Source organism: Mesorhizobium sp. USDA 3734 (assembly GCF_056279665.1).
Window position 1 is genome coordinate 2,252,775 of record NZ_JBWCCW010000001.1, and the last position, 26,770, is coordinate 2,279,544.

The 26,770-nt window shown below is 63.4% G+C and carries 28 protein-coding genes and 1 other RNA gene; 16 read left to right on the forward strand and 13 right to left on the reverse strand.

Annotated elements, in window-relative coordinates; all coding sequences use genetic code 11:
- Window positions 1–62: 62 nt before the first annotated feature.
- Window positions 63–659, forward strand: a complete 597-nt coding sequence (locus ACZ89F_RS10725; protein WP_476091712.1) for a TetR/AcrR family transcriptional regulator — start codon at window positions 63–65, stop codon at window positions 657–659.
- A gap of 125 nt (window positions 660–784) precedes the next feature.
- Window positions 785–1,306: a hypothetical protein gene (locus ACZ89F_RS10730; RefSeq protein ID WP_476091714.1), complete on the forward strand. Its 522-nt coding sequence runs from the start codon at window positions 785–787 to the stop codon at window positions 1,304–1,306.
- 41 nt (window positions 1,307–1,347) lie between these two features.
- Here ACZ89F_RS10730 and ACZ89F_RS10735 read toward each other — a convergent pair whose 3' ends face one another.
- Window positions 1,348–2,334, reverse strand: a complete 987-nt coding sequence (locus ACZ89F_RS10735) for a Dyp-type peroxidase (protein WP_476091716.1) — start codon at window positions 2,332–2,334, stop codon at window positions 1,348–1,350.
- Window positions 2,335–2,465: 131 nt separating this feature from the next.
- Between ACZ89F_RS10735 and ACZ89F_RS10740 the strand changes: the two genes are divergently transcribed.
- The gene (locus ACZ89F_RS10740; RefSeq protein WP_476091718.1) at window positions 2,466–6,422 is read left to right on the forward strand and encodes an AsmA family protein; all 3,957 of its coding nucleotides are present in this window, start codon (window positions 2,466–2,468) and stop codon (window positions 6,420–6,422) included.
- Window positions 6,423–6,463: 41 nt separating this feature from the next.
- Here ACZ89F_RS10740 and ACZ89F_RS10745 read toward each other — a convergent pair whose 3' ends face one another.
- From ACZ89F_RS10745 to ACZ89F_RS10755, 3 genes are all read right to left on the reverse strand, one after another.
- Window positions 6,464–7,345 carry a sigma-70 family RNA polymerase sigma factor gene (locus tag ACZ89F_RS10745; protein WP_476091720.1) on the reverse strand — a complete coding sequence of 294 codons (882 nt, stop codon included), beginning with the start codon at window positions 7,343–7,345 and terminating at the stop codon, window positions 6,464–6,466.
- A 16-nt stretch (window positions 7,346–7,361) separates the two neighbouring features.
- Window positions 7,362–7,667, reverse strand: a complete 306-nt coding sequence (locus tag ACZ89F_RS10750) for a hypothetical protein (protein WP_476091722.1) — start codon at window positions 7,665–7,667, stop codon at window positions 7,362–7,364.
- Between the two features lie 122 nt (window positions 7,668–7,789).
- Complete coding sequence (locus tag ACZ89F_RS10755; RefSeq protein ID WP_476091724.1) at window positions 7,790–8,221, reverse strand: MarR family winged helix-turn-helix transcriptional regulator; 432 nt, start codon at window positions 8,219–8,221, stop codon at window positions 7,790–7,792.
- A gap of 154 nt (window positions 8,222–8,375) precedes the next feature.
- Here ACZ89F_RS10755 and ACZ89F_RS10760 point away from each other — a divergent pair, with 154 nt between their 5' ends.
- Entirely contained in the window at window positions 8,376–10,178 is a 1,803-nt protein-coding gene (locus ACZ89F_RS10760) for a chloride channel protein (RefSeq protein WP_476091726.1), read from the forward strand.
- Between the two features lie 169 nt (window positions 10,179–10,347).
- Window positions 10,348–11,229: an AraC family transcriptional regulator gene (locus tag ACZ89F_RS10765; protein ID WP_476091728.1), complete on the forward strand. Its 882-nt coding sequence runs from the start codon at window positions 10,348–10,350 to the stop codon at window positions 11,227–11,229.
- A gap of 51 nt (window positions 11,230–11,280) precedes the next feature.
- On the opposite strand, the gene ACZ89F_RS10770 is transcribed toward ACZ89F_RS10765, so the two are convergent.
- The 4 genes from ACZ89F_RS10770 to ACZ89F_RS10785 form a co-directional block, all read right to left on the reverse strand.
- Window positions 11,281–11,508 (reverse strand): ribbon-helix-helix domain-containing protein, encoded by a 228-nt coding sequence (locus ACZ89F_RS10770; protein ID WP_476091730.1) that lies wholly within the window; start codon window positions 11,506–11,508, stop codon window positions 11,281–11,283.
- On the reverse strand, window positions 11,505–11,702 hold the full coding sequence (locus ACZ89F_RS10775; protein WP_476091732.1) for a DUF4169 family protein: 198 nt from the start codon (window positions 11,700–11,702) through the stop codon (window positions 11,505–11,507). The genes ACZ89F_RS10770 and ACZ89F_RS10775 overlap by 4 nt, the downstream gene beginning before the upstream one ends.
- A 15-nt stretch (window positions 11,703–11,717) precedes the next feature.
- Window positions 11,718–12,257, reverse strand: coding sequence for an SspB family protein (locus ACZ89F_RS10780; RefSeq protein ID WP_476091734.1), 540 nt, complete (start codon window positions 12,255–12,257; stop codon window positions 11,718–11,720).
- Window positions 12,258–12,375: 118 nt separating this feature from the next.
- On the reverse strand, window positions 12,376–13,065 hold the full coding sequence (locus ACZ89F_RS10785; RefSeq protein ID WP_476091736.1) for a TetR/AcrR family transcriptional regulator: 690 nt from the start codon (window positions 13,063–13,065) through the stop codon (window positions 12,376–12,378).
- 167 nt (window positions 13,066–13,232) lie between these two features.
- On the opposite strand from ACZ89F_RS10785, the gene ACZ89F_RS10790 reads away from it, so the two are divergent.
- Window positions 13,233–14,438: a multidrug effflux MFS transporter gene (locus tag ACZ89F_RS10790; RefSeq protein WP_476091738.1), complete on the forward strand. Its 1,206-nt coding sequence runs from the start codon at window positions 13,233–13,235 to the stop codon at window positions 14,436–14,438.
- Window positions 14,439–14,483: 45 nt separating this feature from the next.
- Here ACZ89F_RS10790 and ACZ89F_RS10795 read toward each other — a convergent pair whose 3' ends face one another.
- Both ACZ89F_RS10795 and ssrA read right to left on the reverse strand, forming a co-directional pair.
- A complete protein-coding gene (locus tag ACZ89F_RS10795) occupies window positions 14,484–15,038 on the reverse strand; it encodes an AAA family ATPase (protein WP_476091740.1) in 555 nt (184 codons plus the stop codon).
- A gap of 113 nt (window positions 15,039–15,151) precedes the next feature.
- Window positions 15,152–15,511, reverse strand: a transfer-messenger RNA (tmRNA) gene (gene ssrA, locus ACZ89F_RS10800).
- 170 nt (window positions 15,512–15,681) lie between these two features.
- On the opposite strand from ssrA, the gene ACZ89F_RS10805 reads away from it, so the two are divergent.
- A complete protein-coding gene (locus ACZ89F_RS10805; protein WP_476091742.1) occupies window positions 15,682–15,993 on the forward strand; it encodes a DUF2853 family protein in 312 nt (103 codons plus the stop codon).
- A 162-nt stretch (window positions 15,994–16,155) separates the two neighbouring features.
- On the opposite strand, the gene ACZ89F_RS10810 is transcribed toward ACZ89F_RS10805, so the two are convergent.
- The gene (locus tag ACZ89F_RS10810; protein ID WP_476091744.1) at window positions 16,156–17,346 is read right to left on the reverse strand and encodes a helix-turn-helix domain-containing protein; all 1,191 of its coding nucleotides are present in this window, start codon (window positions 17,344–17,346) and stop codon (window positions 16,156–16,158) included.
- 343 nt (window positions 17,347–17,689) lie between these two features.
- Between ACZ89F_RS10810 and ACZ89F_RS10815 the strand changes: the two genes are divergently transcribed.
- Window positions 17,690–18,484, forward strand: a complete 795-nt coding sequence (locus ACZ89F_RS10815; RefSeq protein ID WP_476091746.1) for a thymidylate synthase — start codon at window positions 17,690–17,692, stop codon at window positions 18,482–18,484.
- Window positions 18,485–18,520: 36 nt separating this feature from the next.
- Here ACZ89F_RS10815 and ACZ89F_RS10820 read toward each other — a convergent pair whose 3' ends face one another.
- Complete coding sequence (locus tag ACZ89F_RS10820; protein ID WP_476091748.1) at window positions 18,521–18,730, reverse strand: TOBE domain-containing protein; 210 nt, start codon at window positions 18,728–18,730, stop codon at window positions 18,521–18,523.
- Window positions 18,731–18,889: 159 nt separating this feature from the next.
- On the opposite strand from ACZ89F_RS10820, the gene modA reads away from it, so the two are divergent.
- The 4 genes from modA (at window position 18,890) to ACZ89F_RS10840 (ending at window position 21,946) form a co-directional block, all read left to right on the forward strand.
- Window positions 18,890–19,684, forward strand: a complete 795-nt coding sequence (modA, locus tag ACZ89F_RS10825) for a molybdate ABC transporter substrate-binding protein (protein WP_476091749.1) — start codon at window positions 18,890–18,892, stop codon at window positions 19,682–19,684.
- 25 nt (window positions 19,685–19,709) lie between these two features.
- Window positions 19,710–20,414: a molybdate ABC transporter permease subunit gene (gene modB / locus ACZ89F_RS10830; protein ID WP_127265019.1), complete on the forward strand. Its 705-nt coding sequence runs from the start codon at window positions 19,710–19,712 to the stop codon at window positions 20,412–20,414.
- The gene (gene modC / locus ACZ89F_RS10835; RefSeq protein ID WP_476091751.1) at window positions 20,411–21,523 is read left to right on the forward strand and encodes a molybdenum ABC transporter ATP-binding protein; all 1,113 of its coding nucleotides are present in this window, start codon (window positions 20,411–20,413) and stop codon (window positions 21,521–21,523) included. Before modB ends, modC begins: the two co-directional genes overlap by 4 nt.
- An 81-nt stretch (window positions 21,524–21,604) precedes the next feature.
- Entirely contained in the window at window positions 21,605–21,946 is a 342-nt protein-coding gene (locus tag ACZ89F_RS10840) for a winged helix-turn-helix domain-containing protein (RefSeq protein WP_095087111.1), read from the forward strand.
- Window positions 21,947–22,081: 135 nt separating this feature from the next.
- Here the strand turns inward: ACZ89F_RS10840 and cobF are convergent, their stop codons facing one another.
- Entirely contained in the window at window positions 22,082–22,858 is a 777-nt protein-coding gene (cobF, locus tag ACZ89F_RS10845) for a precorrin-6A synthase (deacetylating) (protein ID WP_476091753.1), read from the reverse strand.
- 145 nt (window positions 22,859–23,003) lie between these two features.
- Here cobF and ACZ89F_RS10850 point away from each other — a divergent pair, with 145 nt between their 5' ends.
- From ACZ89F_RS10850 to hflC, 4 genes are all read left to right on the forward strand, one after another.
- A complete protein-coding gene (locus ACZ89F_RS10850) occupies window positions 23,004–24,005 on the forward strand; it encodes a DUF4424 domain-containing protein (RefSeq protein ID WP_476091755.1) in 1,002 nt (333 codons plus the stop codon).
- The gene (locus tag ACZ89F_RS10855; protein ID WP_476091757.1) at window positions 24,005–24,523 is read left to right on the forward strand and encodes a dihydrofolate reductase; all 519 of its coding nucleotides are present in this window, start codon (window positions 24,005–24,007) and stop codon (window positions 24,521–24,523) included. The genes ACZ89F_RS10850 and ACZ89F_RS10855 overlap by 1 nt, the downstream gene beginning before the upstream one ends.
- A gap of 169 nt (window positions 24,524–24,692) precedes the next feature.
- Window positions 24,693–25,820, forward strand: a complete 1,128-nt coding sequence (hflK, locus tag ACZ89F_RS10860) for an FtsH protease activity modulator HflK (RefSeq protein WP_476091759.1) — start codon at window positions 24,693–24,695, stop codon at window positions 25,818–25,820.
- The gene (hflC, locus tag ACZ89F_RS10865; RefSeq protein ID WP_476091761.1) at window positions 25,820–26,767 is read left to right on the forward strand and encodes a protease modulator HflC; all 948 of its coding nucleotides are present in this window, start codon (window positions 25,820–25,822) and stop codon (window positions 26,765–26,767) included. The genes hflK and hflC overlap by 1 nt, the downstream gene beginning before the upstream one ends.
- The last annotated feature ends 3 nt before the right edge of the window (window positions 26,768–26,770 follow it).

Sequence of the window (26,770 nt, forward strand, 5' to 3'; positions counted from 1 at the left end):
ACCCGCATTTTGGTGAAAAAAGCCCTGATATGGCTACTCGCGTTCCCTCAAAGCATGGAAGCGTGCGCAAAGCGCCACGGCAGCAGCGTTCCCGTGCGACCGTGGATACGATTGTCGAGGCTGCGACTCGCGTTCTGGCCCGGCGGGGTTGGGCGCATTTCACCACCAATGAGACGGCTTCGGCCGCCGGGGTCAGCGTCGGCTCGATCTATCAGTATTTCCCCAACAAGCTGGCGCTGGCGGAAGAAATCCGCAAACGCCATCTCGACGCTGTGCTCGCGGCCATATCCGTTTCGGATGAGCGTGAGGGGGCGGCCACGCTCAAGCAGCGCGTGGCGAAGTTGATCGACGGCGTCGCCGCCGCCCACAGCGTCGATCAGGAGTTGCATCGCGTCTTGCTCGACGAGGTGCCGCTTGCCGCCCGCTCGATGCAGGATCAGTTCGAGGCGGAGTATCTGCGCCGCTACCAGGCCGTGATTTCATCGACCTCGGGCAAGCCCGATCCTGAGCGCGACGGAATTGCCGGACGTGTGCTGTCGGGCGCGGTCGAAGGGGTCGTGCATGCCGCGGCACGACATGGCGAGCTCGATTCGCCGGCATTGCGAGCGGAACTCATCGAGCTGGTCTGCGCCTATCTGCGCAGCCGATGCACGCGCTGATCGGCCCGGTATTCGACCCATCTGGGGGCATCGTCAGCAGGGCTATTCTTGACCGCCGCGGTTTTGGGGCAGAGGCTCGTGCAATGGCCTGAAGCCAACAGGCGTGCCAGCGGAGGAAAAGTGTCATGGCGATTTCACGCAAGGAAGAGGCGCGTGCGCTGAGCGCCGACGAACAGGAACTGGTGGAGAAATCGCACCATCCGGCGGTACAGGAGCTTTCCGACGCCGATCTTGCGGGTCTGGTCAAGCTGTTGCGGGAGCGGCGCGACAAGGCACAGACCGAAGCGCATCGCCGTCGCCGTGAAATACGCGGCAAGGGCGCGCCGAAAGGAGCTGCCGCCTCAAAAACCGATGGCGGCTCGCAGCTGAAGCTTGCGATGCTGGCCATGGCAATGCGGCGGCTGAATGGCGAGGCCGAGCGGCGCCGACAGCTGGCGGCCAGCGTTTCGCTGATCGAAAACGCGCGCAAGGCGTTTGCCATGAAGCGAGGGGCCGCCTCGGAAGGCCCCGCTTTCAATTCGCGCACCGCGCGCAAGGGGATGCGGTCGGTGGCAAACCTGAGGGCGCAGGACCTTGTCCGACCGATGGAGCTTGGCAGGCAGCGCAAGGCGGCCAAGGTGGCGCAGGCAAAGCGTGACGCACGCTGAGTTCTCGGTGATCGCGGGCTAAAACCGTTGAGGACACCTACCTACCGCGCGGCCGTAGGCTCCTCCTGCGCGGCCTTAACAAGTGCCTGCAGCATGGGGCGGGTTGGCGCGAAGAACGTCGTGCCGGTGTGCGGCGTCGAGAAATCAAGCAGGCGGTCGTAAGCGCCCGGCGGCTCACCGATGTACATTCGCTGCAGCATCTTCTCGATCACCCAGAGATACCTGGAATAGCCGATAAAGTAGGTGCCGAACTCCTGCTGCCCCGGCCGGCCAAAGGGCATGTTGTCGCGCAATATGTCGTATTCGTTGCCATCGGCATCCTCGATGGTGGCCAGCGACTTGTGCGATTTGCGCGGCGCGTCGTCATCGTCGATTTCGATGTTGTCGATCTTGGTGCGTCCGATGATCGCTTCCTGCTCGGGCGTCGGAATGCGCGCCCAGGCCTGCATGTCGTGCAGATATTTCTGGGCGACGACATAGCTGCCGCCGGCGAAGTCGGCATCTTCATCGCCGATGAGTGCCGAGGCGGGCAAATCGAGGCCGGTCGGGTTGGCGGTGCCGTCGACAAAACCGAGTAGGTCACGGGCATCGAAATAGCGAAAGCCCGTCACTTCGTCGACAACAGTGACGCCGGAACCGAGCCTGTCGAGCAGGATGCGCTCGAACTCGAAGCACATGTCGGGGCGTTCAGAGCGGATGTGGAAGAGAAGGTCGCCCGGCGTCGACGGCGCCGAATGGACCGCGCCTTTGATCGGCGCGAACGGTTTTAGCTCCAGCGGCCGCCGGCCGGGACTTAGACGGTCCCAGAGATCGCGGCCGATGCCGGCGATGCACGACAGGCGGCCGCCAAGGTCGCGGAACCCGACATTTTTGACCAGGTCGTCGAGTTCGCCGAGCACCGATGCGACCTTGGCGAGCGCGCTCTGCTCGCTGGCGACGGTGACGACAAGAAAGACCGCCGAAAGCGATAGCGGAGCGTCGATACTTTGCGCATCGATCGGCACGCGATCCCAGTTCTTCCCAGACATCCGAATTCTCCGCTTTGCGAGGATTTGTTTCAGATCATCAGGGATCGCGCAACACTGGATGAATTGCCTCTTTATCGACACGCGGATGCGGGTAGAGTGCGGCTGAATTTCAATCAACCCGTTCGGAGCTGATGCTCGCACGCCTGTTCGTGATCTTCGGTGGTCTTTTTGTGCTGGTGCTGTGTGCGGCGCTGGTGGTGCCGTATTTTGTCGACTGGACCGGCTACCGCGCCGAATTCGAGCGCGAGGCGAGCGCCATTCTCGGCCGCAAGGTGACCGTGCAGGGCGACGCCACGGCAAGGCTGCTGCCGTTCCCCTCGGTGACCTTCGCGAATGTCGCCGTCGCCGGTGGCCCCAATGGCCAGCCGGCCATGACCGTCGAGACGTTTTCGATGGATGCGGAACTGGCGCCCTTCCTGCGTGGCGAAGTGCTGATCTTCGACATGCGACTGGTGCGGCCGAAGGCGACCATCGATATTGCCAATGACGGCACGGTCGACTGGGCGATGCGGCCGTCCTCGCCCTTCGACCTCAACCAGATCTCGATCGAGAAGCTGACGGTAACGGAAGGGCAGATCGAACTGCGCCATGCCGCCGGCGGGCGAAGCCATCTGTTTTCCGAGATCAACTCGACCATCTCGGCCAAGTCGCTGGCCGGCCCGTGGCGCATGGACGGCACGCTGCGGCTGGACGGGTTGCGCACCACGGTCGCGGCGTCCACCGGTAAGGCCGAAGGCACTGGGCAGATGCGGCTGCGGCTGAAAGCCGATCCGGATGCCTATCCGCTGGTCATCGAGACCGACGGCAATGCCGGCATCGTCAATGGTGCTGCCGTCTATTCCGGCCAGTTCAAGATCTCCGGTGCCGACAAGAACAGCGCCCAGCTGCGCGGCACCGATGGCGAGACGGTGAAGGTCAGCGCCGGCAAGCCCGATCCGGGCTTTCGGCTGAACGGCAAGTTTTCGCTCGATCATCAGAAGTTGGGCGTCGACGAATTTCGTTTCGAGACCGGGCCGCTCGACAACCCCTACACCGCCGACGGCAAGGCCTCGGTCGATCTCGGGCTGAAGCCGAACTTCGCCATCGAGGCCAATGGCGCGCAGGTGCAGTTCGACGAGGCTGTGGGTGCTCAGGCCGGCGCCGGCCTGACACTCGATCAGCGCATTGCGGCGTTCGAGCAGGCGCTGCTCGATTTGCCGAAGCCGACCATACCCGGCACGGTCGAGGTCAAGCTGCCGGCGGTGGTGGTCGGCGACACCACGGTGCGCGACGTTCATCTTTCCGCCGAGCCGGTCGATGGCGGCTGGTCGGTGAAATCGCTTGCCGCGACCTTGCCCGGCCGCACCACGCTGGAAGCCGATGGCATGCTCCTGCTCAATTTGGAGGGCCATTTCGGCTTCAACGGCTCGATGCTGCTGGCCGTGGCGCAACCCTCTGGCTTTGCCGCCTGGCTGTCGAAGGATGTCGACGAGGCGATCCGCCGATTGCCCGCCGCCGGCTTCAAGGCCAAGGTCGAGCTCTCGGAGAAACGTCAGGCCTTCAGCGATCTCGAACTGATCCTGGGCAAGGCGAAGTTTTCCGGCCGCATCGATTCCAGCCAGCCCGACGATGCCAAGCCGTCGGTGCTGATGCGGCTCGAAGGCGGCGAACTCGATGTCGACGGGCTGGCGGCCTTCGCCTCGATCTTCGTCAGCGACAAGGGCGCCAATCGCTTTGCCGACCGCGACCTCGATTTCCAGATCAAGGCAGGGCCGGTCAGCGCCGGCGGGTTGACCGCCGACACGGTCGACACCGCACTGAGGTTACGCGACGGACTGCTCGAAATCGACCGGCTGTCGGTGGGCGGGCTGGCCGGCGCCTCGATCAGCGCCACCGGAAGGATCAAGGATTTCCCGGCGAGCCCGACCGGCAAGCTCGACGCCTCGGTGGTCGCCGTCGACCTGAAGCCGCTTATCGACGTCGCCACTCAGCATTATCCCGACAGTGCCGTGCTGAAAGGACTGGCAAGCCGTGCCGCCGCCTATCCCGAGCTGTTCCAGGACGCGCGCGTCGACCTGGTGGCGAGTGCGGCCGACAATGGCGACGGCACCTCGGGCCTGGCGGTGAGCGGGCAAGGCAAGGCCGGCGGCTCGGCCTTTTCCGCGTCACTGTCGGGGAAGGGGGCGGTGGACAAGCTTCTCGAAGCGCCGGTGGCGCTGACCTTCAACGCCAAGAACCCTGATGCCACCGCGCTGCTGGCCCTCTACGGCCTGCCGGCGCTGCCGCTCGGCATGCTGGGTGAGGCAAGCACGGACATTCAGGCCAAGGGCACGCTTGGCGGCGGCCTGGCAACGAGTTTCAGCCTTGCCGGCGACGACTTCAAGGCCGCTTTCGAAGGCACGATAGCCGATACGTCGCAAGGCCTCGCCGCCAAGGGCAAGCTCAGCCTCGATGCCGCCGACATCGAGCCATGGCTGATGACATCGGGGATCGGCCTGCCGGGCATGGGGGCGGGCATGTCGACGTCGCTCTCGGCGCAGGGCGACTATGGCAACGGTCTGCTGGTGCTGGACGAACTCAGCGGCGCCATCAACGAAGCGGCGGTGTCCGGCGACGTCAATGTCGACGTCAAAGACGGCATGCCGCATCTGGCCGGCGCGCTGGCGCTCGACGAACTCGATCTTGATCCAATGGCGGTGGCGCTGTTCGGCGATTCCGCCTTTCTTGTCGACCAGGAGGGGGCCGACAAGCAAGGGGCTGATAAGAGCGGGGTGTGGCCGGCCACACCGTTCAGCCAGAAATCCAACCTGCCGTTCACCGCCGACCTCGACCTGACGACGGCAGCGCTCGCCGCTGGTCGGTTCGCTACCGCGTATGATGCCGCCTTTTCGCTGAAGCTCGACCAGGAAGGCATCCGCGTTTCGGATCTGAAGGCGAAATTGCTGGGCGGGGCGCTGACCGGCCTGTTCGAGCTGAAGAACAATGACGGCACCGGACTTTTCACCGGCCAGATGAAACTGGCGGGTGCTGATCTGGCGAACGTGCTGCCGGATGCCGGCATCAGCGGCATCAGCGATTTCTCGATGGCGCTGTCAAGCAGCGGCAAATCGGTGGAAGGGATGGTGGCCGCCTTGTCCGGATCCGGTACGGCGACGCTGAGGAGCTTGCAGGTCGCCGGCGTCAATCCCGATGCGTTCAGTGCGTTCCTCGCCAAGGCGGATGCGATCGGGCGTGACATCGATGCGGCCAAGACCGCCGGCTTCGCGCCTGACATCGCCGCCGATGGCAGTCTTGCCGCCAAGGACACCGACATTGCGTTCACGGTTGCCGGCGGCATGCTGAGGGCGCCGCCGATCAACCTGGAGAATCCGGCGGCGACTTTGTCTGCCGACATCACGGCGGACCTCAACACAACCATGGTTTCCGCCAAGGGGGCGATCACCTATCGGCCAGGCGACGACGCCCTGGTCGGTTCCGAGCCGGTCGTGAACTTCACCGCCGAGGGGCCGTTCGGCGCCGTGAAACGAGAGTTCGACAGCGAGCCGCTGGCGCAGTTCCTGACCCAGCGCGCGCTGGAGAAGGAGCAGCAGCGCGTCGAGGCGATGCAGGCCGCGCTGCTCGAAAAGCAGCGGCTGCGGCGCGAGGTGCGCTATTACGCGGCGCTGCAGACCGAACGTGACAACGCCGCCGAGGAATTGCGCAAGCAGGAGGAAGCAGCACGGCTGAAAGCAGAGGCTGACGCCAAGGCCAAGGCCGAAGCGGACGCCCAGGCGAAAGCTGAAGCCGACGCCAAAGCTCAGGCCGACGCGGAGGCGAAAGCCAAGGCCGATGCGGATGCCAAGGCCAAGGCGGATGCGGACGCCAAGGCCGCTGCCGAACAGCAGGCCGCCGACGAAGCGGCCAAGGCGCAGGCCAACGAGCAGGAGCGACAGAAGGCGGAAGAGGCGATGCGCATCGAAAAGGCAAAGCTCGAGGCTGAACGCAAGACCGTGCAGCAGGCTCCGAAGGTGGAGCGTGCGCCGCTGCCGGAGGCTAACGACAATCCGCCGCCGGCCAAGCCAAAGTCCAATCCGTTCACGCTCGACAATTTGTTGAAGTCGCTGCAGTAGGCAGTAGGCAGTAGAAGAGGCCTTTCCGCCCCGAAATCGTTTCAAAGCACGAACAGTTCGGCACCGTCGGCGGTGTAGCGGGCGTGGCGGAAATCCCGGACGGTCAAGAGTTTGCCGTCCCGCCAGCCCAGCAGGATGAAATAGGACGGCAGCGCCACCGGGTCATCGCTATCGCGGACGAGGACTGCCGGCCTGTTTTCGACGAAGCCGGGCATAAGATGCCAATCCTGCACTCGGGAATAATTGCTGAAGTAAGTGCCGACTTCCTTGCGACCGTTCAGCCGCGCCCTGGCCACCAGCTCCAGCCGCACCTCATCGGCCAGCATGTCGCGCACCGCGTCGAAGTCGCGGGCGTTGAAGCGATCAATATAGGCGTCGAGCAGCAGACGCTCAGGCGCGCTGAGCCTGGGAGCCGGGCGGTCGTCGGGCTCATCGGCAAGCTGGCGCAACCGGCCGCGGCCGCGGTGCAGCGCCGCCTTGATGGCGGGAATGCTGGTGTCGAGCACGGCGCTGATCTCTTGCAGCGAATAACCCAGAACGTCCATCATGATGACGCTGCTTCGCTGCGTGACGGGAAGGCGCATGAAAGTATGCAGGCCGGCCGCCGCGGCCTGACGGTCGACTGTGGGATTTACCGGGTCGACGATCCTGTCCGGGTCCTCATCAGAAAAGGCCTTCTCACGGGCGCGCCGGCGCAGGAAATCAAGCGCCGCATTGTGGGCAATGCGAAACAGCCAGCCTTCCGGGTTGGCGATCGGGCCGGCGTTGGGCAGAGCTTCGAACGCCTTGGTCAGCGCTTCCTGCAGCACGTCCTCGCCGTCGATGACCGAGCCTGTCATGCGGGCGCAATAGCGGTGCAGCTTGGGGCGCATTTCGCCGAACAGACGGTTAAAAGGCTCGTGGATTTCGCCAGGTACGTTCATGCGCCTCTGGTTGCCGTTACTGGTCCAGCATCCGGTAGTGGCCCACAACTGTCATTTCCTCGCGCTGCGGACGCTCGATCAAGCGATCCCTGATGCCACTCTGAAAGGCCTCGAATGCCGCCAGCCCGGTGATGATGTCGGCATGGGCCTCGGTTTCCGTCTCGACCAGATGGACAAAAGTCCCGTCGCCGGACCGCCATGTCATGTAGCGAACGCCTTCCGGCGATTTTTCCCGCAGTTCCTGGAACACGGCCTTGACCAGCCGTTCATTCTCGTCGGTCCGTTCCGGTTTCGTCTTGTAGCGTATCAGGTGGCGTTTCATCGCGGTTGTTCCTCTTGGTTGCCCTGCGCCTTTGAGGTCGTTTATCTTCGAGACGTTATCGTGAGACGAAAGGATTCGGGCACGGGGAAATAATTCGTGTCGCTCACAAAACGCCGGAGTGTTCACGTGCGATCGAGCAGTCGCCGCAGCATCGGTTCGATGCGTGACAGTTCGTCGAGATGTGCCGCCGACAGCTCGGCCAGACAATCGTCGGCGCGCTCGGTCAGCTGCAGCAGCACGCGGCGGTGGTCGTCCTTGTCCTGATCCCTTGCGACCAGTCCCGCCTCGCTGAGGCGGTTGACCAGTTCGACGGCGCTGTGGTGGCGGATGCGCAGCCGTTCCGCGAGGTCGCCAACCGTCACCGGCCCGCCGCCCGGGAATCCCTTGATCGCCAGCAGCGCCTGATGCTGGCGCGGGGGCAGGCCGGCGTCTTCCGCCTGGATCTGGCTGAATTCGAGGAAGCGGCGGATCAGGTAGCGAAACTCGGACAGCCGCTGGTAGTCGGCTTGGCTGATGGCGGGGCGGGGTTTTTGTGGCTGCGACATACCCGACATTTGTTCGTTTTCCGAGAAAGCTCAAACGGTTTGAGGCAAAACCAGCTTGAATATTTATATCGTGTTACGATACATAGCCACCGATAAACCGGCTGGCCGCTTCGACCGTGCCGCATATCCGACATACGGCCCGCCACCAGGAAGCGAATTTGCCATGAAGACCCATCACTCGAACCCGGAGCATCTGCGTGATTTCACCACGGACGTCAGGGTGCTGCTCGTCGCCGCCATTGCCGTGGTGGTGGCGACAGCCGGGCTGTTTGCCGGCATCGCGCTTTTGAAACTGATCCGGCTGGCCACCAACATCGCTTATTTCGGCCAGTTCTCGCTTGCCGATCTGAAACTCGAGGATACACCACTTGGGCTTGCCGCCGTCATCGTTCCGGTGATCGGCGCGCTGATCATCGGCCTGATGGCGCGCTTCGGCAGCGAGAAGATCCGTGGCCACGGCATTCCCGAGGCCATCGAGGCGATCCTGCTGGGACGCTCAAAACTCGACGCCAAGGTGGCGATCCTGAAGCCGCTGTCGTCGGCGATCTCGATCGGCTCCGGCGGACCGTTCGGCGCCGAGGGTCCGATCATCATGACGGGCGGCGCGATCGGCTCGCTGATCGCGCAGATGCTGCCGGTCAGCGACAACGAACGCAAGACGCTGCTGGTGGCGGGCGCGGCGGCCGGTATGACGACGGTCTTCGGAACACCGATCGCCGCCATCATGCTGGCGGTCGAACTGCTGCTTTTCGAATGGACCCCGCGCAGCTTCATTCCCGTGGCGGTGGCGGCAATCATTGCCGAGGTCGAGCGCACCATGCTGCATCTGCCCGGACCGATCTTCCCGTTCCAGGGAGGCATGGCGGTGTCCTTTGTCGGCCTTGCCGGCTGGGTGGCGATCGGTGTCGCGGCCGGCCTGTTGTCGGGACTGCTGACGCAGATGGTCTATGCCTGCGAGGATGGTTTTCAGAAACTGCCCATCCACTGGATGTGGTGGCCGATGCTGGGCGGTCTGGTGGTCGGCATTGGCGGGCTGATCGAACCGCAGGCGCTCGGCGTCGGCTATGACAACATCGCCGACATGCTGGATGGCCACACGCTTGCCACCGCCGCACTCATCCTGCTGGTGGTCAAGGCCATCATCTGGTCGGTGGCGCTCGGGTCGGGGACATCCGGAGGCGTGCTGGCGCCGCTGCTGATCATGGGTGGGGCGATGGGGGCGGTGCTCGCCGGTTTCCTGCCGGCGGCGGACCCGGGCTTCTGGGCGCTGCTGGCCATGGCCGCCACCATGGGCGGCACCATGCGTGCACCGCTGACGGCCACTTTCTTCGCGGTCGAACTGACCGGCAACACCCATGTGCTGGTGCCGCTGATCGCGGCTTGCGCGGCGGCGCACGCCGTCACCGTGCTCTTGATGAAGCGGTCGATCCTGACCGAGAAGATCGCCAGGCGAGGGCACCACCTCGTGCGCGAATACCGTGTCGACCCTTTCGCTCTGACCAGGGTGCGCGAGGTGATGACGTCCGAGGTCGAGAGCGTGCCGGCGACGATGACGCTGCATGGCGCAGCAGCCTTCCTGACCGCACCGGAGACACGGCATCCGAGCTTTCCGGTGGTCGATGAAAACAGGCAGGTGCTGGGTCTCATCGATCCGCCGGCGATATTGCGCTGGCGCCGTGCCGGCACCCACCGCACCACGACGCTTGGCGCGTTGCTGGCCGGCAGCAAGGTGACGCTCGCCTATCCGGATGAGTATCTCGAAGGCCTTTCCGACAAATTGCTGCTGGCCAACGTCTCCCATCTGCCCGTCGTCACCCGCGAAGGCTCGCAGCTGGTCGGCTATGTCGGCTGGAAGGATCTGATGCGCGTGCGGTCGAGGAAACAGGCCGAGGAGCGCGATCGCTCGACCTTGCTTGGCTTCGGCACCGGACGCAGGAAAAAGGCAGACGTGGTCGAGGGCCTGTAGGCTGTAGACTCACCAGCCGCAAACGCTCCCTTTTCGCCGCTCGTCCATAAATTGGGCGTGCCCGTAAACGACCCTTGGCGATGTTCTGCGACCCGTGACAAAACCGCAAGATCGGTCGAGCACGTTATGGCCATGAGCGACTAGTTGGAGCCGCCACGGAGGAAGGACGATGAAGGCGGCGCTTCAAAACTACCATGCCCGGATGCAGCGAGTGCTGGACTACATCGACCGGCATCTTGGCAGTGATCTGGACCTGGGAACGCTGAGCGGTGTTGCGGCCTTCTCGAAGTTTCATTTCCACCGGCAGTTTAGGGCAACCTTCGGGTTGTCCGTGCATCGCTATGTCCAGCTTGCCCGTATGAAGCGCGCTTCGTATCGGCTGGCCTACCGAGACGCCCAAAGCGTCACGGACATAGCGATGGATGCCGGTTACGATGCGCCGGATGCCTTCGCCCGCGCCTTTCGGCAACGGTTCGGACAATCGCCTTCGTCGTTCCGGAAGTCTCCCGACTGGGAGCCGTGGCTTGCGGCCTTCGGGCCTCTCGACAACGCCAGGAGCAAGCTCATGCAGAAGACTTTTACCACTGACGACGTGACGATTCGCGATGTGGCCCCGACGCCGGTGGCGATCGTGGAGCATCGGGGCGACCCGGCGACGCTCGGCGCCACCATCCAGCGGTTCATCGCGTGGCGCAAGGCCGCTGGCCTGTCGCCCAAGACAAGTCCGACCTTCAATGTCTGGCGTTCCGAGCGGCGTCCTGCGTCGCCTGCCGATTATAGCGTGGACCTTTGTGTCGGGACTGGCCAACCGATCGAGGCGAACGGCGAGCAGGTCAAACCCGGCGAGATCCCTGGCGGACGCTGCGCGGTGCTGCGCGTCGTCGGCAACACCGACAATCTGGAGCCCGCCGCGCTCTATCTTTACCGCGACTGGCTTCCGGCCAGCGGCGAGGAAGCACGCGATTTCCCGATCTATTGCCAGCGGCTGGGCTTCTTCGCGGAAGTGCCGGAGCATGAGGCGGTCGCGGAGCTGTTTTTGCCGCTGAAATAGCGCCCTCCGACGGCGGCCTGTCCCATCCGATCGCAAGAAGCGGACAGGCCGCTATCCAGGAGTCGTTCCGCGCTTTGCCCATTCGAGGACATGGAGCCTCAGCGCCGAGGACAGGTTGGTGTCGCGCGGCCGCGTCTCGTCGACTTCGGCGACAAGAGCGGCGAGCGTCAATTGCCGGGCGGCCGCGATCGCGACGAGGTCGTCATAGAAAGGCTTTTCGAGCGAGTAGCTGGTGCGGTGACCGCGAATGGTCACCGAACGCTTTTCCACGGCGCTCACTGGTCGTCTTCAGCGCCGGATGGCTCGCGGCGGTGCCCAGCGACAAAGTTCTCGGCCTTGTTGGCGACTATGCGGTCGCGTTGCTTCTCACCTTTGGAACGGCCGTGCAGTGCCCGGTTCTGTTCGGCGACGCGCACTTTCTCGTCCCGCGCCTTATGCTTGCGAGCCTGGCGAAGGTTGACGATGTCGGCCATGGCGTGCCCGCCGGCCTATTTCTTGCGAAAGGCGTCGAGCGAGACCACTTCGGCGCCCTTGGTGGCGGCGTCCGCAGCCGCGGGCTTCTTCTCCGCCTCGGCTGCAGCCGCCTTCTTCTCGGCCTTCGGCTTTTTCTCGGAGACGATGGTCAGCGGCTCGGGCGTGGCTTGAGCGGCTGGCTCCTCGGCTGCACCGTCCGTCTTGACGTCGAATTCGAGTTCGAAGTTGACCGACGGATCATAGAAGCCGCGGACGGCCGAGAACGGGATTTCGAGCTTCTCCGGCACGTCGGAGAAGGACAGGCCGACCTCGAAGCCGGTGTCGGTCACCTTCAGGTCCCAATACTGGAACTGGATGACGATGGTCATCTGCTCGGGATAGCGCTCGCGCAGCCGCGAAGACACGCGCACGCCCGGCGCACCGGTCAGGAAGGTGATGAAGAAGTGGTGGTTGCCGGGGAGGCCGGTGCGCGCGACCTCGGCCAGGACCTTGCGCATGACGCCGCGCAACGCCTCCTGGGCCAGAATGTCGTAGCGGATGTGGTCGTCGGCCATGTGGCGGTCGGGTTCCGTTGAATCGTCCGCATAGCTGTAATCAAGCTTGAGGGCGGCGTAAACCTGATATAGACCACCGCCGCGCGGAAGCGAGGACTATTGCCGACGATTTGATCGCTCAGGCGCTGGCGAGCGCGCTTTGCTTTTCAACCGATGTCGCGGAGCGGCGCTTGCCGAAGGCGCGCAGGAAGGTGCGCACGCCATTGGTCGCGGATTGCAGCACTTCGTCCTCGCGCGGCGAACCGCCAAGCATGAAGGTCGTCTGCAGTTCGGCATTGACGAGGCCAAGGAACTGGCGTGCCGCCACGTCGGGGTCCTCGATCGTGAGGTAGCCGCCATAGGCGAGGCGGGCAAAGCGCGCCGCGATTGCCGGCCATGTCCTGCCCGGTCCCTGTTCGCGCCATTCGGCAAACAGTTCGGGATAGCGCTCGCCTTCGGTCTGGATCAGCTTGCGCAGGAATTTTCCATCGCGGTTGCAGATGCAATTCTGATTCAAGCGCACGGCAAAGCCGATCAGATCGGCTTCGAGATCCCCCGGCAGATCGGGGAAGGTGGCAATGGTGGCGAAGATGCCGGCATTGCAGCGTTCGGTGAGGTCGCGGACCACAGCAACGAACAATTTCTCCTTGTCGCCGTGATGGTTGTAGATGGTCTGGCGCGAGACGCCGGCTTCGGCGGCGATCAGATCGATATTGGCGCCAGCAAAACCTTCGCGGCAAAACACGGTGGCGGCGGAATCGACGATCGACAGGCGTTTGGCCTCATGGCCGCGTGGCGGGAAAATGTCAGGAGAAACGTGCAGCTTCATAAAAAACTATATAGAGGTGATTGACGATTTAGACAAGAGTGTCTAAATTTGTGGACACAAGATAAAGAGATTTCGCTCGCAGAGCCGTGTCGGAATCTCATGGGATGGAACGTCCTAGGTTAGACGTCGCCTGGCGGCGGCAACCAGATTTGAAAGAAGCCTTTATCATGAGTCCCAAATTCCTCCGCATTGCGGTCGTGCTCGGCCTGTTGTCCGCCATCGGCCCGTTCGCCATCGACATGTATCTGCCGGCACTGCCGTCGATCGGCGCGGATTTGCATGCCGGCACCGCTGCCGTGCAGATGAGTCTGTTGATCTTCTTCCTGTCGATGGGTTTTGGCCAGATCGTCGTCGGTCCGATCTCGGATATGGTCGGCCGCAAGCTGCCGCTTTACGGCGGCCTTGCGCTGTTCATGGTCGGCGGCATCGGTTCGGCAATGGCGCCGACCATCGAATGGCTGATCGCTTTCCGCTTCCTGCAAGGGCTTGGCGCCAGCGCCGGCATGGCCGTTCCGCGCGCCATCGTGCGCGACCTGCACACCGGCAATGAGGCCGCCAAGCTGATGTCCTTGCTGATGCTGGTGTTCTCGGTGTCGCCGATCCTGGCGCCGCTGACCGGCAGCGTGATCATCGAGAATTTAGGCTGGCGCGCCGTGTTCTGGACGGTGACGGGAGCTGCTCTGCTGGCCACCATCCTTTTGGCGACCTCGCTCAAGGAGACGCGGCCGGTTGAAGACCGTGCCGGATCCTCTTTCGGCACCGCGCTGTCGGCCTACCGCTTGCTGATGGGCGACCGTAACTTCCTCGGCCTGACGGCGATCGCCGGCTTCGGCATTGCGAGCTTCTTCGTCTATCTGTCGAGCTCGTCGTTCATCCTGATCGACCATTACGGCCTGTCGCCTTCGGTCTACAGCGTGTTCTTCTCGATCAATGCGGTCGCCTTCATCGGCATGTCGCAGATGACTGGACTGCTGGCCGAGCGTTTCGGGCTGCGGCGCGTGGTGCGCGTCGCTGTGACCGGCTATGCGACGACGATGGTGGTGCTGTTTGCGGTGATGGCGACCGGCATCGACCGGCTCGACGTGATGGCGGCACTGCTGTTCGTCGGCTACGGCTTCCTCGGTCTGGTCATTCCGACCACCTCGGTGCTGGCCATGGAAGAGCATGGCGAGATCGCCGGCACGGCTTCGGCGCTGATGGGCACGCTGCATTTCGCCATCGGCGCACTCGCCATGGGTGTTGCCGGCGTGTTCTTCGACGGCACGCCACTGCCGATGGTGGCTGGCATCACGCTGTGCGCGGTGATCTCCTTCACGCTGGCCAAGGTCACACTCGGCCGCTCGCGCGACGCCGTCGAGGCACCGGCGGAATAACAGACTTTCGATGAGAACAAAAAGGCCGGGTTCACCCGGCCTTTTTCATGCCAATCCTGCCTCGGCCAGCACGAAGCGCAGCCGTTCCTCGACCGGCGCCAAAGGCAGCGGGACCAGTTCATAGCCCAACTCCGTGTAGACGCCAGCCAGCGCATGATAGGTGCGCTCGGCCTCATCAGGCGTCTGCCTGCGCTCTTCATCCTGCGTGAAGATCTCCGGCCAGGGCGGGGCGACGAAGACGCGCTGATGATAGCGGAAGCGCCTGGCGGCGGCGTTGGCATGTTCGGGAACCGGCATGCCGCTCAGCCTGAGATAGCCAAGCGTGTCCGGCACGCCGCGATCGAAAAAAACAGGGCGCCCGGTCTGTTCGCGCGCAGCCTGATACGAGCGCATCTCCCACGACAGCATCAGTTCGGCGAACAGTGCGCGATCGTGCCAGGGCAGGGCAGGTCCGCCTATGGCGGACTGGTCGCGGATGATGCCGCGGCCGGCTTCGAGCGAGGTGGCAAAGCCTGTCCGGCGCAGGGCTTCGATCAGGGTGGTCTTGCCGGAGCCGGGACCACCGGTGAGCACGAAGAATCGATCGGAATCGTTTTGCATGTTTCGTCCATGGAGAAGGGCACGCGGCGGGGCGCCTTCGCGGCCCATAGGCCGCACGAAGGTCTGACCAGCGAGAGCTGCCGTTGTGCGTAAAGTATGTTGAGGAGGGGAGAAGTGGAGGTTTCTGTTGCCAGGTACCTCCGAACCCCGCCTAGAAGTGCGAACCTCTAGGGCTTGATTTGAAGCTATCGCACCGCTTACGCGGCGAGACGTGCTTCCGCATAGTTGTCATTTGCAACTACAGGTTTAGCCCGATGACGGTGGTACCATGCCGGGCAAAAGTACGATCTTTACACCTTCGTCGATCCTATTTCGCCCCCAGCAAAAACCGCTCTCTCATCGACCGCGGCTTTTGGTGGAGGCGCCGGGTACCGCCCCCGGGTCCGAACGGCTTATTTCATCGCCCATTTATCGCCATAGTCGGTCAAGCCGACAAACCGAATATAGGGGGCGATCGCAGGAAATGAAAGGCCGCAATGGCACTTTGTCCCCGTGTCAAAACCGCATCTCCATAGGGTTGACTTGGGCGCGGTCTCAACCGAAGCTTTGCCACGGTGAGGAGTTATCGACCTAGCGCACAAGTTGCAGCAGCGCGCCACAGCCCTCATCGATCGGATCCGTGGCGCCGACGAGGGGAATTTTGATGGCCGACTATCTTGCAGACGTGAAGAAATACGACGCGGGCGCCAGTGCGGATGTGGTCGAAAAGATCGTCAAGCACCTGGGTATCGCGCTCAGGAACCGTGATTCCTCGCTGGTATCCTGCACCGACCCGAAGGAACTCGGGCGTGTCAGGGACAACTGGGTCGCCAAGAAACTCGGCATCAGCGATGCAGCGAAGGCCGATGCATCAATCGAGAAGACCTGCAAGGCGATGGCCGCCGATAACACCAAGAGCCGGGTTACCTTCTATTACCTCGTTGCGAAGGACCTGGGCAAGCTCGGCTCCCTCTGACGATCGCGCGCCAACTGGGGAGGCCGGAGCGACAAGGGCAATAGCTTCAGGTCTGAGTTTGTACTTCACCGGGCGTTTGCGCCGCCCCTCATCTGGCTGCCGCTGTCCAGCCGATAGATGGGTAACAGATTGAACCGGATACATAGGTAACACTTCTCTCCCCTATGCGTCCGGCGCAGCGCCAAGCGGATTGGTTGGGGCGGCGCTGCGGCGGACAAGCTTCATGCGCCTGGTGTCGATGATGCCGAGCGGATGGGCATGGAAGGAGAGTGTCCATTCGCCGTCCTCGGTCTGCGCGGCAGCGACCGGCTCGCCGGCCAGCGCTTGCGAGACATAGATGAAGCCGCCATTCCACCTGATCTCACCATTGTGGCGCACACGGCGGACCGCAGCCTCGGCCGGATAGTCAGGCTCGGGTGGCGTCCTTGGCATGGCGCGCTGCGAGGGGCGGTAATGCTGGGCTGGGGTGTCCATGGCGAGTGCCTCATGCGGACGCTCCTCATTGTAGCTTTGCCGGAAGGCCTCGAAGGCTTGACCCTGGGCCGTTCTGTCGGCTTCCGGCGCCTCTGCCAGCGGTAGCATGGTCAGATGGAAGCGCTCGTGGCGTCCGTTCTGCTGCGGCTTGCCGGGTGCGATCCGCTCCAGCGCGATGTCGAGCTTGATGAAGCGCACCACAAGCGGCGTCAGCCCGGTGACGCCGGCCGATGCGAAGGGTGGGCCGTTGTCACTTCTGAAGCGATCCGGCAGGCCATGCTCCTCAAACAGCCGTTCGAACACCGGCCAAGCCTCGCTATCGGCCGTCGATCCCGTCGCTTCGAGCGCCAGAAGATAGCGGCTTGACGCATCCATCACCGTCAGCGGTTCGCAGCGCCACCCGTCACGGGTCCGGAACCAGCCCTTGTGATCGCCAGTCCACACTGCATTCGGCCTCTCGGCTTGCGGCCACGGTCCATTGCCGCAGGCCCGCAGACGCGGCCGTTTGCGGGCGCTGACAAGCCCATGCCGCGCAAGGATCGCCCCCACCGTCGAGGCCGACGGCCACATGAATTCGGGAGCCGTGCGCCTGAGCCGCGCCACGATCTTCTTGGGACCCCAGAGCGGATGCGTCTCCTTCGCCGCGACGATCTGCTCAACCAGATCAAGAGCTGTCGCCCGGCCATGATTGAGCGGGGCTCGCGGCCGGTCGTGCAAACCTTCCGGGCCTAGCTCCCGATAGCGTCCAAGCCATTTGTAGCCGGTCTTGCGTGAGATCTCGTGGGCCGCACAAAGCGCCACCATCGTCTCATCTCCAGAAAGACACTCCACAACAAACCGAAGCCGCTCGTCCATGATGCCAGTCTCTCGCCAAACCATCGCCGGTCCTCCGGCGGACAAGAAAACTGTCACCCATGCTATCGGTCCATTCTGTTACCTATCTATCCGGTTCGGACACCGCCATCTTCTCCCCGTATAGTGACGGGGAGAAGGACACTGCTGTTGATGGTTTCGCCAATCACCAGCGTTTCAAGAAGAGCGCCGGCATCCGGCCAGCCTCTTTCTCCCCGTCACTATACGGGGAGAAATGCCCGGCAGGGCAATGAGGGGCGGCCCAAACGCTGGGAATGGTGATGCAAACGACGCTTGCGCCGTTTTTTGCTGTGTTCGGCCGCCTGTCCGGCAGCTATAATGCCTGCACTCTCGAATCGAGCCGGAACCGATGCGCCAGTATCTCGACCTCCTGCAGCACGTGCTGGACAACGGTGCCGATCGCGGCGATCGCACCGGCACAGGAACGCGCTCCGTCTTCGGCCACCAGATGCGTTTCGATCTGGCGCGCGGCTTTCCCGTCACCACCACCAAAAAGCTGCATCTCAAGTCGATCATCCATGAACTTCTGTGGTTCCTGGCCGGCGACACCAACATCAAATACCTCACCGACCACGGCGTTTCGATCTGGGATGAATGGGCCGACGAGAATGGCGATCTTGGCCCGGTCTACGGCAAGCAGTGGCGTTCCTGGCCGGACGGCCATGGCGGTTCGATCGACCAGATAGCGAATCTTCTCAAGGAGATACGCAAAAATCCTCAATCGCGGAGGCTGATCGTTTCGGCGTGGAATCCGGCCGAGGTGGAGGCGATGGCGCTGCCGCCCTGCCACTGCCTGTTCCAGTTCTATGTTTCGGAAGGGCGGCTTTCCTGCCAGCTCTACCAGCGTTCGGCCGATATCTTCCTCGGCGTGCCGTTCAACATCGCTTCCTACGCCTTGCTGACCCTGATGGTGGCGCAGGTGACCGGGCTGAAGCCTGGCGACTTCGTCCACACGCTCGGCGACGCGCATCTCTACTCGAACCATTTCGAGCAGGCGCGCGAGCAGTTGCGGCGCACGCCGAGGACGCTGCCGACGATGTGGATCAATCCGGAGGTGAAGGACCTGTTCGCCTTCCGCTTCGAGGACTTCCGGCTGGAAAACTACGTCGCCGATGCATCGATCAAGGCGCCGATCGCCGTCTGACCCCGCGCTTTACTCAACCCTGAAATCAGGCGCCGATCAGTCGATGCCGACCATCACGTCCGAGGCCTTGACCACGGCATAGGCCTGCTTGCCCTTTTCGAGCCTGAGATCGGCGACGGCCTCGTTGGTGATCGAGGCGGTGACGATGGCGCCGCCGCTGATGTCGATCCTGACATGCGAGGTGGTGGCTCCCTTGACGATCTCGGTGATCGTTCCCTTGAGGATATTGCGGGCGCTGATCTTCATCGGAGTTTCCTTTCCGGGGTTTCTTGCCGGTCTTACCAGAACAATCGGCGTCGCACAGACGCTTTCACGGGGCGCCGGGCCTTCCCTTGTTATATTCATACGGATATATCGGTCAGTAGGCTTCGAGCCGATCGGATTTCAAACCAGGGAGAGTTTTCCATGACGCGCAGAGGTTTCGGGTTGAGGGCGATCGCCATTGGCGGTTTTGCGGCGACTTTGATGGCGGCGGTGCCGGCAGCACATGCGGAAGACAAGGTGGTGGTGTTTGCCGCGGCCAGCCTCAAGGACGCGCTGGACGCGGTGAACAAGGCCTGCGAGGCCGATGTCGGCGAAGCCGCAACCGTTTCCTATGCCGCAAGCTCGGCACTGGCCAAGCAGATCGAGGGCGGGGCACCGACCGACGTCTTCATCTCGGCCGACCTCGACTGGATGAAATATCTGTCCGACAAGAAGCTGACCAAGCCCGACACCGAAGTGAAGCTGCTCGGCAACGAGATCGTGCTGGTGGCGCCGAAGGACTCGACGGTCGAGACCAAGATCGAGAAGGGCTTTGACCTCGCCAAGCTGATCGGCGACGGCAGGCTCGCCATGGGCGATTTCAAGGCGGTGCCGGCCGGCAAATACGGCAAGGCCGCACTTGAATCGCTTGGCGTCTGGTCTTCGGTCGAGGGCAAGGTGGCACAGGCCGAGAATGTGCGCGCGGCGCTGAAGCTGGTTTCGACGGGCGAAGCAGCCCTTGGCATCGTCTATGCCACCGACGCGCATGCCGAAAAGGGCGTCAAGGTGGTCGGCACCTTCCCGGAGGATTCGCATCCGCCGATCATCTATCCGGTTGCCCAGACCGCCGATTCGAAGGACAAGGATACGCCGGCTTTCCTGAAATGCCTGCAGTCGGCCAAGGCCGGCGCGCTGTTCAAGGATCAGGGCTTTACCGTGCTCGCGCCGAGCAACTGAGTTCCAAGGGGCTTCATCTCGCATTATGAACTGGCTGCTGGACCTCACTCCCGACGAATGGAATGCGGTCCGGCTGTCCATCAAGGTGGCGACGGTGGCGATGCTTTTCAGCCTCCCACCGGGCATCCTGATCGCACTGCTGCTTGCTCGGGGACAATTCTGGGGCAAGACGCTGCTCAACGGGCTGGTGCATCTGCCGCTGATCCTGCCGCCCGTGGTGACCGGCTATCTGCTGCTGCTCACCTTCGGCCGGCGCGGCCCGGCCGGCGCCTTCCTGGCCGAGCATTTCGGCATTGTTTTCTCCTTCCGCTGGACGGGCGCGGCGCTGGCCTGCGGCGTCATGGGCTTTCCGCTGATGGTGCGGGCGATCCGGCTGTCGATCGAGGCGGTGGACCGCAGGATGGAGGCGGCGGCTGGAACGCTCGGCGCCAATCCACTGTGGGTGTTCGCCACCATCACGCTGCCGCTGATCCTGCCCGGGCTGATCGCCGGAGCCATCCTGGCCTTCGCCAAGGCGATGGGCGAGTTCGGCGCGACCATCACCTTCGTCTCCAACATTCCAAACGAGACGCAGACATTGCCGTCGGCGATCTACACCTTCACGCAGGTGCCGGGCGGCGACGAGGGCGCGCTCCGTCTGACGCTGATTTCCATCGTCATTTCGATGGCGGCACTTGTGGCTTCGGAAGTGCTGGCGCGGCGTGTCGGCCGGCGGATGGACATCGAATGAGCGTTCTCGTCGACATCAGCCATCGGCTGGGTGGTTTTGCCATCGACGCCCGCTTCGAAAGCGCCGGGCGGCTGACGGCGCTGTTCGGCCCGTCGGGTTCGGGCAAGACAACGCTGATCAACATGATGGCCGGGCTGATCCGGCCCGACAAGGGGCGCATCGTGGTTGACGGTCGCGTGCTGGTCGATATGGCTGCCGGCATTTTCGTGCCGAAGCACAAGCGCCGCATCGGCATGGTGTTCCAGGATGCGCGGCTGTTTCCACATATGAGCGTTGCCGGCAATCTGCGCTACGGCCGCTGGTTCACGCCGCCAGCGGAACGCTATGCCGACATGGATGCCGTTGTCGACCTGTTGGGCATTGGCCCGCTCATGAACAGGCGACCGGCAAAGCTCTCGGGCGGCGAGAAGCAGCGCGTGGCGATCGGCCGGGCTCTTCTTGCCAGCCCCGGACTGCTGCTCATGGACGAGCCGCTGGCCTCGCTCGACGAGGCGCGCAAGGCAGAAATCCTGCCCTATGTCGAGCGGCTGCGCGATGAGACCAAGATACCGATCGTCTATGTCAGCCATTCGGTAGCCGAGGTGGCGCGGCTTGCCAGCGATGTGGTGATGCTGGGGCAAGGCCATGTCATCGCCAGCGGCCCGACCGAGGCGGTGATGCAAAGGCTCGACCTGCTGCCCGCGGAGGAGCGTGGGGAGGGCGGCGCCGTGCTGTACACGAAGGTGCAGCATCATGACGAGAATTTTGGCATGACCGTGCTCGGATCGGCCGCCGGCGAGATTCGTGTGCCACGCCTGGCGATAAAAACAGGTGCGCCGGTGCGCATCCGTATCCGTGCCCGCGATGTGATGATCGCCACCGAGAAACCGACAGGCCTTAGCGCGCTCAATATCCTGCCTGGCACGATTGTCGTGATCAGCCCGGGCGAAGCGGCGACTGTCGACGTAGGCATCGACTGCAACGGTGCAATCGTGCTGGCCCGCATTACGGAACAGTCGCGGCAGGCGCTGAAACTTCGGCTCGGCGGCAAGGTTTTCGCGGTGGTCAAGACTGTGAGCTTCGACCGGACGAACACCAGCACCGGACTGCCCGCCGAGGCGGATGGATGATCATCGCTATGTCTTTTTGGAATAGCGGTTTCGCCAGGGAGCTTCTAGTGTGGGATCGGGCGTGACCGCGGAGGAGCAAAAATGCCGTCGCTGAGCTTGCGGATAAATCTCGATCCCGACGGGCGCATCGGACCGGGCAAGATCGAGCTCCTGGAACAGATCGCCGCCTTCGGCTCGATCTCGGCCGCCGCGCGCGGCATGGAGATGTCCTACAAGCACGCCTGGGACCTTGTCGAGGACATGAACCGGGTGTTCGGCAAGCCGCTGGTGGCGGCGCAGACCGGTGGCCGCAAGGGCGGTGGCGCGCAACTGACGGCCGTAGGGCTGGCAGTGGTCAGCCGCTTCCGCGCCATCGAGCGTGCGGCGGCCGCCGCGGCAGCGACGCATATGGAGGCGCTGCAGGCGGAGATTGATGCTGGCTAGCGTAGGGCAGTAGGGCAGTAGGGCAGTAGGGCAGTAGGGCAGTAGGGATAGGAAGTAAGCAGGCATTCGTGTGCTGTCTTCCTGCACAAACATCCTTCACCTACTGCCCTACTGCCTTACTCCCCTATTGCCTTCCTATTCGGACTTGCGAAGCAGATAGGTGTCCATGATCCAGCCTTTTTTCCGGCGGGCTTCTTCACGGGTTCTCTCGATCTCGGCGCCGATATCACCGAGGCGGCCCGAGATGAGAATTTCGTCCGGCGTGCCGAGATAGGCGCCCCAGTGGATGACGACATCTTGGTCCGCGAGTGTGTTGAAGGCGCATTTGCCGTCTAGCAGGACGACCGCGCTGCCGGCATTGTTCGGAATGCCTTCCTCGGTCAGGCGCCGGCCGGTTGTGATGAGGACGGAATCGCCGATGCGGTTCAGCGCCATCTTGTGGCCGGCGGCAAGCGCCTGGACGGCGGTGATGCCGGGTATCACCTCAAGCTCGAACGCGACATTGCCTCGCAGGCGCACGCGCTCAAGGATGCGCAGCGCGCTGTCATAGAGCGAAGGATCGCCCCAGATCAGGAAAGCGCCGCAGCCATCCCCGGCAATCTCGTCACGGATCAGACCCTCGTAGATCGCGGCGATGGCTTCATGCCAGTCATCGACGGTCGAGCGATAGGAGGAGGTCGGCCCATCTTCTACTGGCAGGTCGCGCACCGGCACGTCGAATTCGACACGGCGTGATTTCGGGTTGGTGACGAAGCGGTCGCAGATCAGGCGGCGCAGCTCGGCAAGGTCGTTCTTTTTCTCCCCCTTGTCGGGAATGAACAGCACATCTGCCTGGTTCAGGCCTGATATGGCCTGAACGGTCATATGGTCGGGATTGCCGGCGCCGATGCCGATGACGAGAAGCTTGCGCATGGGGCGAACTCCTGCCCGATCGGGACCTGTTAGTCCAGACCGCTTAGTCCAGACTCCTTTGGCACGCCCGCGGATGCGGAAGGGCTTTGAAACGCCACATTGAAACGGCTAGGGTCGCCAGAGCATTCTAGCCGAGGGGGCTTCCATGTTGCGATATGTTCTGACCGCCATGCTGGCCCTGTCGGCCGCGCCCGCACGCGCCAATGATTCGGTTGCCGAACTTGGCACCGGCGGCCTGATCCTGTCGCGCAGCGACGCCGTGGCGATGCAAAGCGAGGACCTCTTCATCTCGCCGGAAAAGGTGACGGTCGACTACGTCTTCCACAACAACACAGACAAGGACGTCGACGCCATTGTCGCCTTCCCGATGCCCGACATCTCCGGCAATCCCGAAGAAATCCCGGCGATCCCTGAAAATCAGAGCGACAATTTCCTCGGCTTCGAGGTGACGATCGATGGCGCACCGGCAAAGCCGCAGCTCGAGCAGAAGGTGTTGGCGCTCGGCATCGACGTCAGCGCCGAGCTGAAGGCGCAGAACGTGCCATTCTATCCTTTCGGCGATGCGGCGAAGATGGCACTGGCGAAGCTGCCGCAGGCGGTTACCGACGACTGGGTCAACCGCGGCATCATCATCGAGGACACCGGCAGCGACGGCACCGAGACGAACAAGGTCTACACGCCATTCTGGCAATTGCGTTCGACCTATTGGTGGCGTTCGACCTTTCCAGCCAACAAGGACGTTCACGTTTCCCACCGCTACAAGCCGAGCGTCGGCGGCACGTCTTCGGTCAGCTTTTTCTATGACGGCAAGTTCCAGGGGCAGTACGCCACCTACAAGACGCGCTACTGCATGGACGACACATTCGAGAACGCGGTGCGCAAGGCGGCCAAGGATGGCCCAGACGGCTATCCGCAGTACAACGAAAGCCGCATCGCCTATATCCTGACCACAGGCGGCAACTGGGCGGCAGGCACGATCGGCAAGTTCAAGCTGACGGTCGACAAGGGCAATCCGAAAGCCCTGGTCTCGTTCTGCGGCGACAATGTCAAAAAGGTCGGGCCGACGACATTCGAGATGACGGCGGATGATTTCTATCCCGAGCACGACATCGACATCCTGATCCTCGATCCAACGGACGACAATTGATGCACGTCGCAATCTACGTTGCCATCGCCGAGAACGGCGTCATCGGGCGGGACGGCGGGTTGCCCTGGCGGCTCTCCACCGATCTCAAGCGCTTCAAGGCCGACACGATGGGCAAGCCCATCATCATGGGCCGCAAGACCTATGAGGGCATCGGCCGGCCGCTGCCGGGCAGGCTGAACATCGTCGTCACCCGCGACAAGGCCTGGCGCGCCGAAGGCGTCGAGGTGGTGCATTCGCTCGAAGCCGCGATCCAGCTGGCAACTGTGCGCGGGCGCTGCATGGTCGGTGTGGACGAGGTCTGCGTCATCGGCGGCGGCGAAATCTATGCCCAGGCGCTGCTGCTGGCCGACCGGCTGCACGTCACTCATGTGCTGGCAGCGGTCGACGGCGATGCGCATTTCCCGCCGATCGATCCGGATTCCTGGCGTGTAGTCAGCTCGCAGGACGTTCCAGCCGGGGAAAAGGACAGCCACGCCACGCGCTATTCGGTTTACGAGCGCCGCCGCGCGAGACATTGAACGATAAACAGGGCATTGAAGGAAGACAAAGGGTCGCGACCGGACCAAATCGGACGAAGTCGGCAACGCATCGCGTTGAAAGCGCCTCGCGGCGTCCCTATAGAAGAACAATACTGGATTTTGCGCCGTAATACCGGCGCTTGAGGGAATTCCAAGCGAAAGGACATTCATGCCCTGGAACGATAAGAGCGGCGGTGGCGGCGGCCCATGGGGCGGCGGCGGCGGCAACAATCAGGGACCCTGGGGGCAGGGACCAAAGGGACCGAGCGGCCCACAGGGCTCGCCTCCCGATCTCGAAGACATCATCCGCCGCGGCCAGGACCGGCTGCGGCGCGCTCTGCCGGGTGGCGGTGGCGCAAGCCCGGCTATTTTCGCGCTGATCGCGGCGGCACTTGTGGTGCTGTGGGCGTTCAAGGCGGTTTACACCGTGCAGCCCGACGAGGTCGCGGTCGAACTGCGCTTCGGCAAGCCGAAGGCCGAACTGTCGCAGCCCGGCCTGCATTTCCATTGGTGGCCGCTCGAAACCGTCGAGACAGCCAAGATTTCCGAGCAGCTCGTCGATATCGGCGGCGGCGGCGCGACGAGTGGCAACACCTCCGGGCTGATGCTTACCGGCGACCAGAACATCGTCAACGTCCAGTTCTCGGTGGCCTATCAGGTCTCCGATCCGAGCGCGTATCTGTTCGACGTGTCCGATCCCGACGGCATGCTGCGGCAGGTTGCCGAAAGCGCCATGCGTGAAGCCGTCGGCCGCCGGCCGGCGCAAGACATCTTCCGCGACGACCGCCAGGGCATTGCCGCCTCGGTGCGTGAAATCATCCAGACGACGCTGGACGGCTACAAGGCCGGTCTCAACGTCAACGCCGTCTCGATCGAGGATGCGGCACCGCCACGCGAAGTGGCCGATGCGTTCGACGAGGTGCAGCGCGCCGAGCAGGACGAAGACAAGTTCGTCGAGCAGGCCAACCAGTACTCCAACCAGAAGCTCGGCCAGGCACGCGGCGAGGCCGCACAGATCCGCGAAGACGCGGCCGCCTACAAGAACCGGGTCGTGCAGGAAGCCGAAGGTGAGGCGCAGCGCTTCATCTCGGTCTACGACGAATATGCCAAGGCGCCCGATGTGACACGCAAGCGCCTCTACCTCGAAACCATGGAGAAGGTTCTGAAGGATTCCAACAAGGTCATCGTCGAGCAAGGCAACGGGCAGGGTGTTGTGCCCTACCTGCCGCTGCCGGCATTGCAGCCGAAAGCGCCGGCACCAGCCGCCGCTGGTGGCGTTACGGGAGGTAACCAGTGATGGCCAACCGTCTTCCCATCATCGTCGTGGCAGCGGCCGTCATCCTGTTCCTGCTCTATTCGTCGGTCTTCGTGGTCAATGCGCGCCAGCAGGCGCTGGTGCTCAGGTTCGGCGAGATCGTCGACGTCAAGAGCGAGCCCGGCATCTACTTCAAGGCGCCGTTCTCGTTCTTCGACGCCGATACGGTGCAACTGATCGAGAACCGGGTGCTGCGCTTCGACCTCGACAACATCCGTGTCCAGGTGTCGGGCGGCAAGTTCTATGAGGTCGACGCCTTCATCGCCTATCGCATCTCGGATCCGCGCGTCTTCCGCTCTGCCGTGTCCGGTCAGATCGAACTGGCCGAAGCCCGGCTCAGGACGCGTCTCGACGCTGCCTTGCGCCGCGTCTACGGTCTGCGCGACTTCGAGGCCGCGCTCTCCGAACAGCGCGCGGTGATGATGCGCGAAGTCCGCGACCAGCTCAGGCCCGATGCCACGTCGCTCGGCCTGCAGATCGAGGATGTCCGTATCCGCCGCACGGATCTCACGGCCGAGGTCTCGCAGCAGACCTTCGACCGTATGAAGGCGGAACGCTTGGCGGAAGCCGCGCGGTTGAGGGCACGCGGCAACGAAGCGGCACAGCGCATCACAGCCCGCGCCGATCGCGAAGTGGTCGAGATCGTCGCCGAGGCGCAGAAAGAGTCGGAAATCCTGCGCGGCGAGGGCGAAGCCCAGCGCAGTGCCACCTTCGCGGGAGCATATCAGCGCGATCCGGCTTTCTTCGATTTCTACCGGTCGATGAATGCCTATGGCACGGCGCTGGACAACACCGGAACGACGATGGTGCTGTCGCCGAACTCGGAGTTCTTCCGCTTCTTCCGCAATCCCGACGGCAGCGAGACGGCGGCGAAGCCGGTTTCGCCGGCACCTGCCGCGCCTGCGACACAGCCAAGCACCGGCCAGTAGCGG

Coding starts and splice junctions, on each gene's coding strand:
- ACZ89F_RS10730 (WP_476091714.1), top strand. CDS start 785: ATGGCGATTTCACGCAAGGAAGAGGCGCGTGCGCTGAGCGCCGACGAA.
- ACZ89F_RS10735 (WP_476091716.1), bottom strand. CDS start 2,334: ATGTCTGGGAAGAACTGGGATCGCGTGCCGATCGATGCGCAAAGTATC.
- ACZ89F_RS10740 (WP_476091718.1), top strand. CDS start 2,466: ATGCTCGCACGCCTGTTCGTGATCTTCGGTGGTCTTTTTGTGCTGGTG.
- ACZ89F_RS10745 (WP_476091720.1), bottom strand. CDS start 7,345: ATGAACGTACCTGGCGAAATCCACGAGCCTTTTAACCGTCTGTTCGGC.
- ACZ89F_RS10750 (WP_476091722.1), bottom strand. CDS start 7,667: ATGAAACGCCACCTGATACGCTACAAGACGAAACCGGAACGGACCGAC.
- ACZ89F_RS10755 (WP_476091724.1), bottom strand. CDS start 8,221: ATGTCGGGTATGTCGCAGCCACAAAAACCCCGCCCCGCCATCAGCCAA.
- ACZ89F_RS10760 (WP_476091726.1), top strand. CDS start 8,376: ATGAAGACCCATCACTCGAACCCGGAGCATCTGCGTGATTTCACCACG.
- ACZ89F_RS10765 (WP_476091728.1), top strand. CDS start 10,348: ATGAAGGCGGCGCTTCAAAACTACCATGCCCGGATGCAGCGAGTGCTG.
- ACZ89F_RS10775 (WP_476091732.1), bottom strand. CDS start 11,702: ATGGCCGACATCGTCAACCTTCGCCAGGCTCGCAAGCATAAGGCGCGG.
- ACZ89F_RS10780 (WP_476091734.1), bottom strand. CDS start 12,257: ATGGCCGACGACCACATCCGCTACGACATTCTGGCCCAGGAGGCGTTG.
- ACZ89F_RS10785 (WP_476091736.1), bottom strand. CDS start 13,065: ATGAAGCTGCACGTTTCTCCTGACATTTTCCCGCCACGCGGCCATGAG.
- ACZ89F_RS10790 (WP_476091738.1), top strand. CDS start 13,233: ATGAGTCCCAAATTCCTCCGCATTGCGGTCGTGCTCGGCCTGTTGTCC.
- ACZ89F_RS10795 (WP_476091740.1), bottom strand. CDS start 15,038: ATGCAAAACGATTCCGATCGATTCTTCGTGCTCACCGGTGGTCCCGGC.
- ACZ89F_RS10805 (WP_476091742.1), top strand. CDS start 15,682: ATGGCCGACTATCTTGCAGACGTGAAGAAATACGACGCGGGCGCCAGT.
- ACZ89F_RS10810 (WP_476091744.1), bottom strand. CDS start 17,346: ATGGTTTGGCGAGAGACTGGCATCATGGACGAGCGGCTTCGGTTTGTT.
- ACZ89F_RS10815 (WP_476091746.1), top strand. CDS start 17,690: ATGCGCCAGTATCTCGACCTCCTGCAGCACGTGCTGGACAACGGTGCC.
- ACZ89F_RS10820 (WP_476091748.1), bottom strand. CDS start 18,730: ATGAAGATCAGCGCCCGCAATATCCTCAAGGGAACGATCACCGAGATC.
- modA (WP_476091749.1), top strand. CDS start 18,890: ATGACGCGCAGAGGTTTCGGGTTGAGGGCGATCGCCATTGGCGGTTTT.
- modB (WP_127265019.1), top strand. CDS start 19,710: ATGAACTGGCTGCTGGACCTCACTCCCGACGAATGGAATGCGGTCCGG.
- modC (WP_476091751.1), top strand. CDS start 20,411: ATGAGCGTTCTCGTCGACATCAGCCATCGGCTGGGTGGTTTTGCCATC.
- ACZ89F_RS10840 (WP_095087111.1), top strand. CDS start 21,605: ATGCCGTCGCTGAGCTTGCGGATAAATCTCGATCCCGACGGGCGCATC.
- cobF (WP_476091753.1), bottom strand. CDS start 22,858: ATGCGCAAGCTTCTCGTCATCGGCATCGGCGCCGGCAATCCCGACCAT.
- ACZ89F_RS10850 (WP_476091755.1), top strand. CDS start 23,004: ATGTTGCGATATGTTCTGACCGCCATGCTGGCCCTGTCGGCCGCGCCC.
- ACZ89F_RS10855 (WP_476091757.1), top strand. CDS start 24,005: ATGCACGTCGCAATCTACGTTGCCATCGCCGAGAACGGCGTCATCGGG.
- hflK (WP_476091759.1), top strand. CDS start 24,693: ATGCCCTGGAACGATAAGAGCGGCGGTGGCGGCGGCCCATGGGGCGGC.
- hflC (WP_476091761.1), top strand. CDS start 25,820: ATGGCCAACCGTCTTCCCATCATCGTCGTGGCAGCGGCCGTCATCCTG.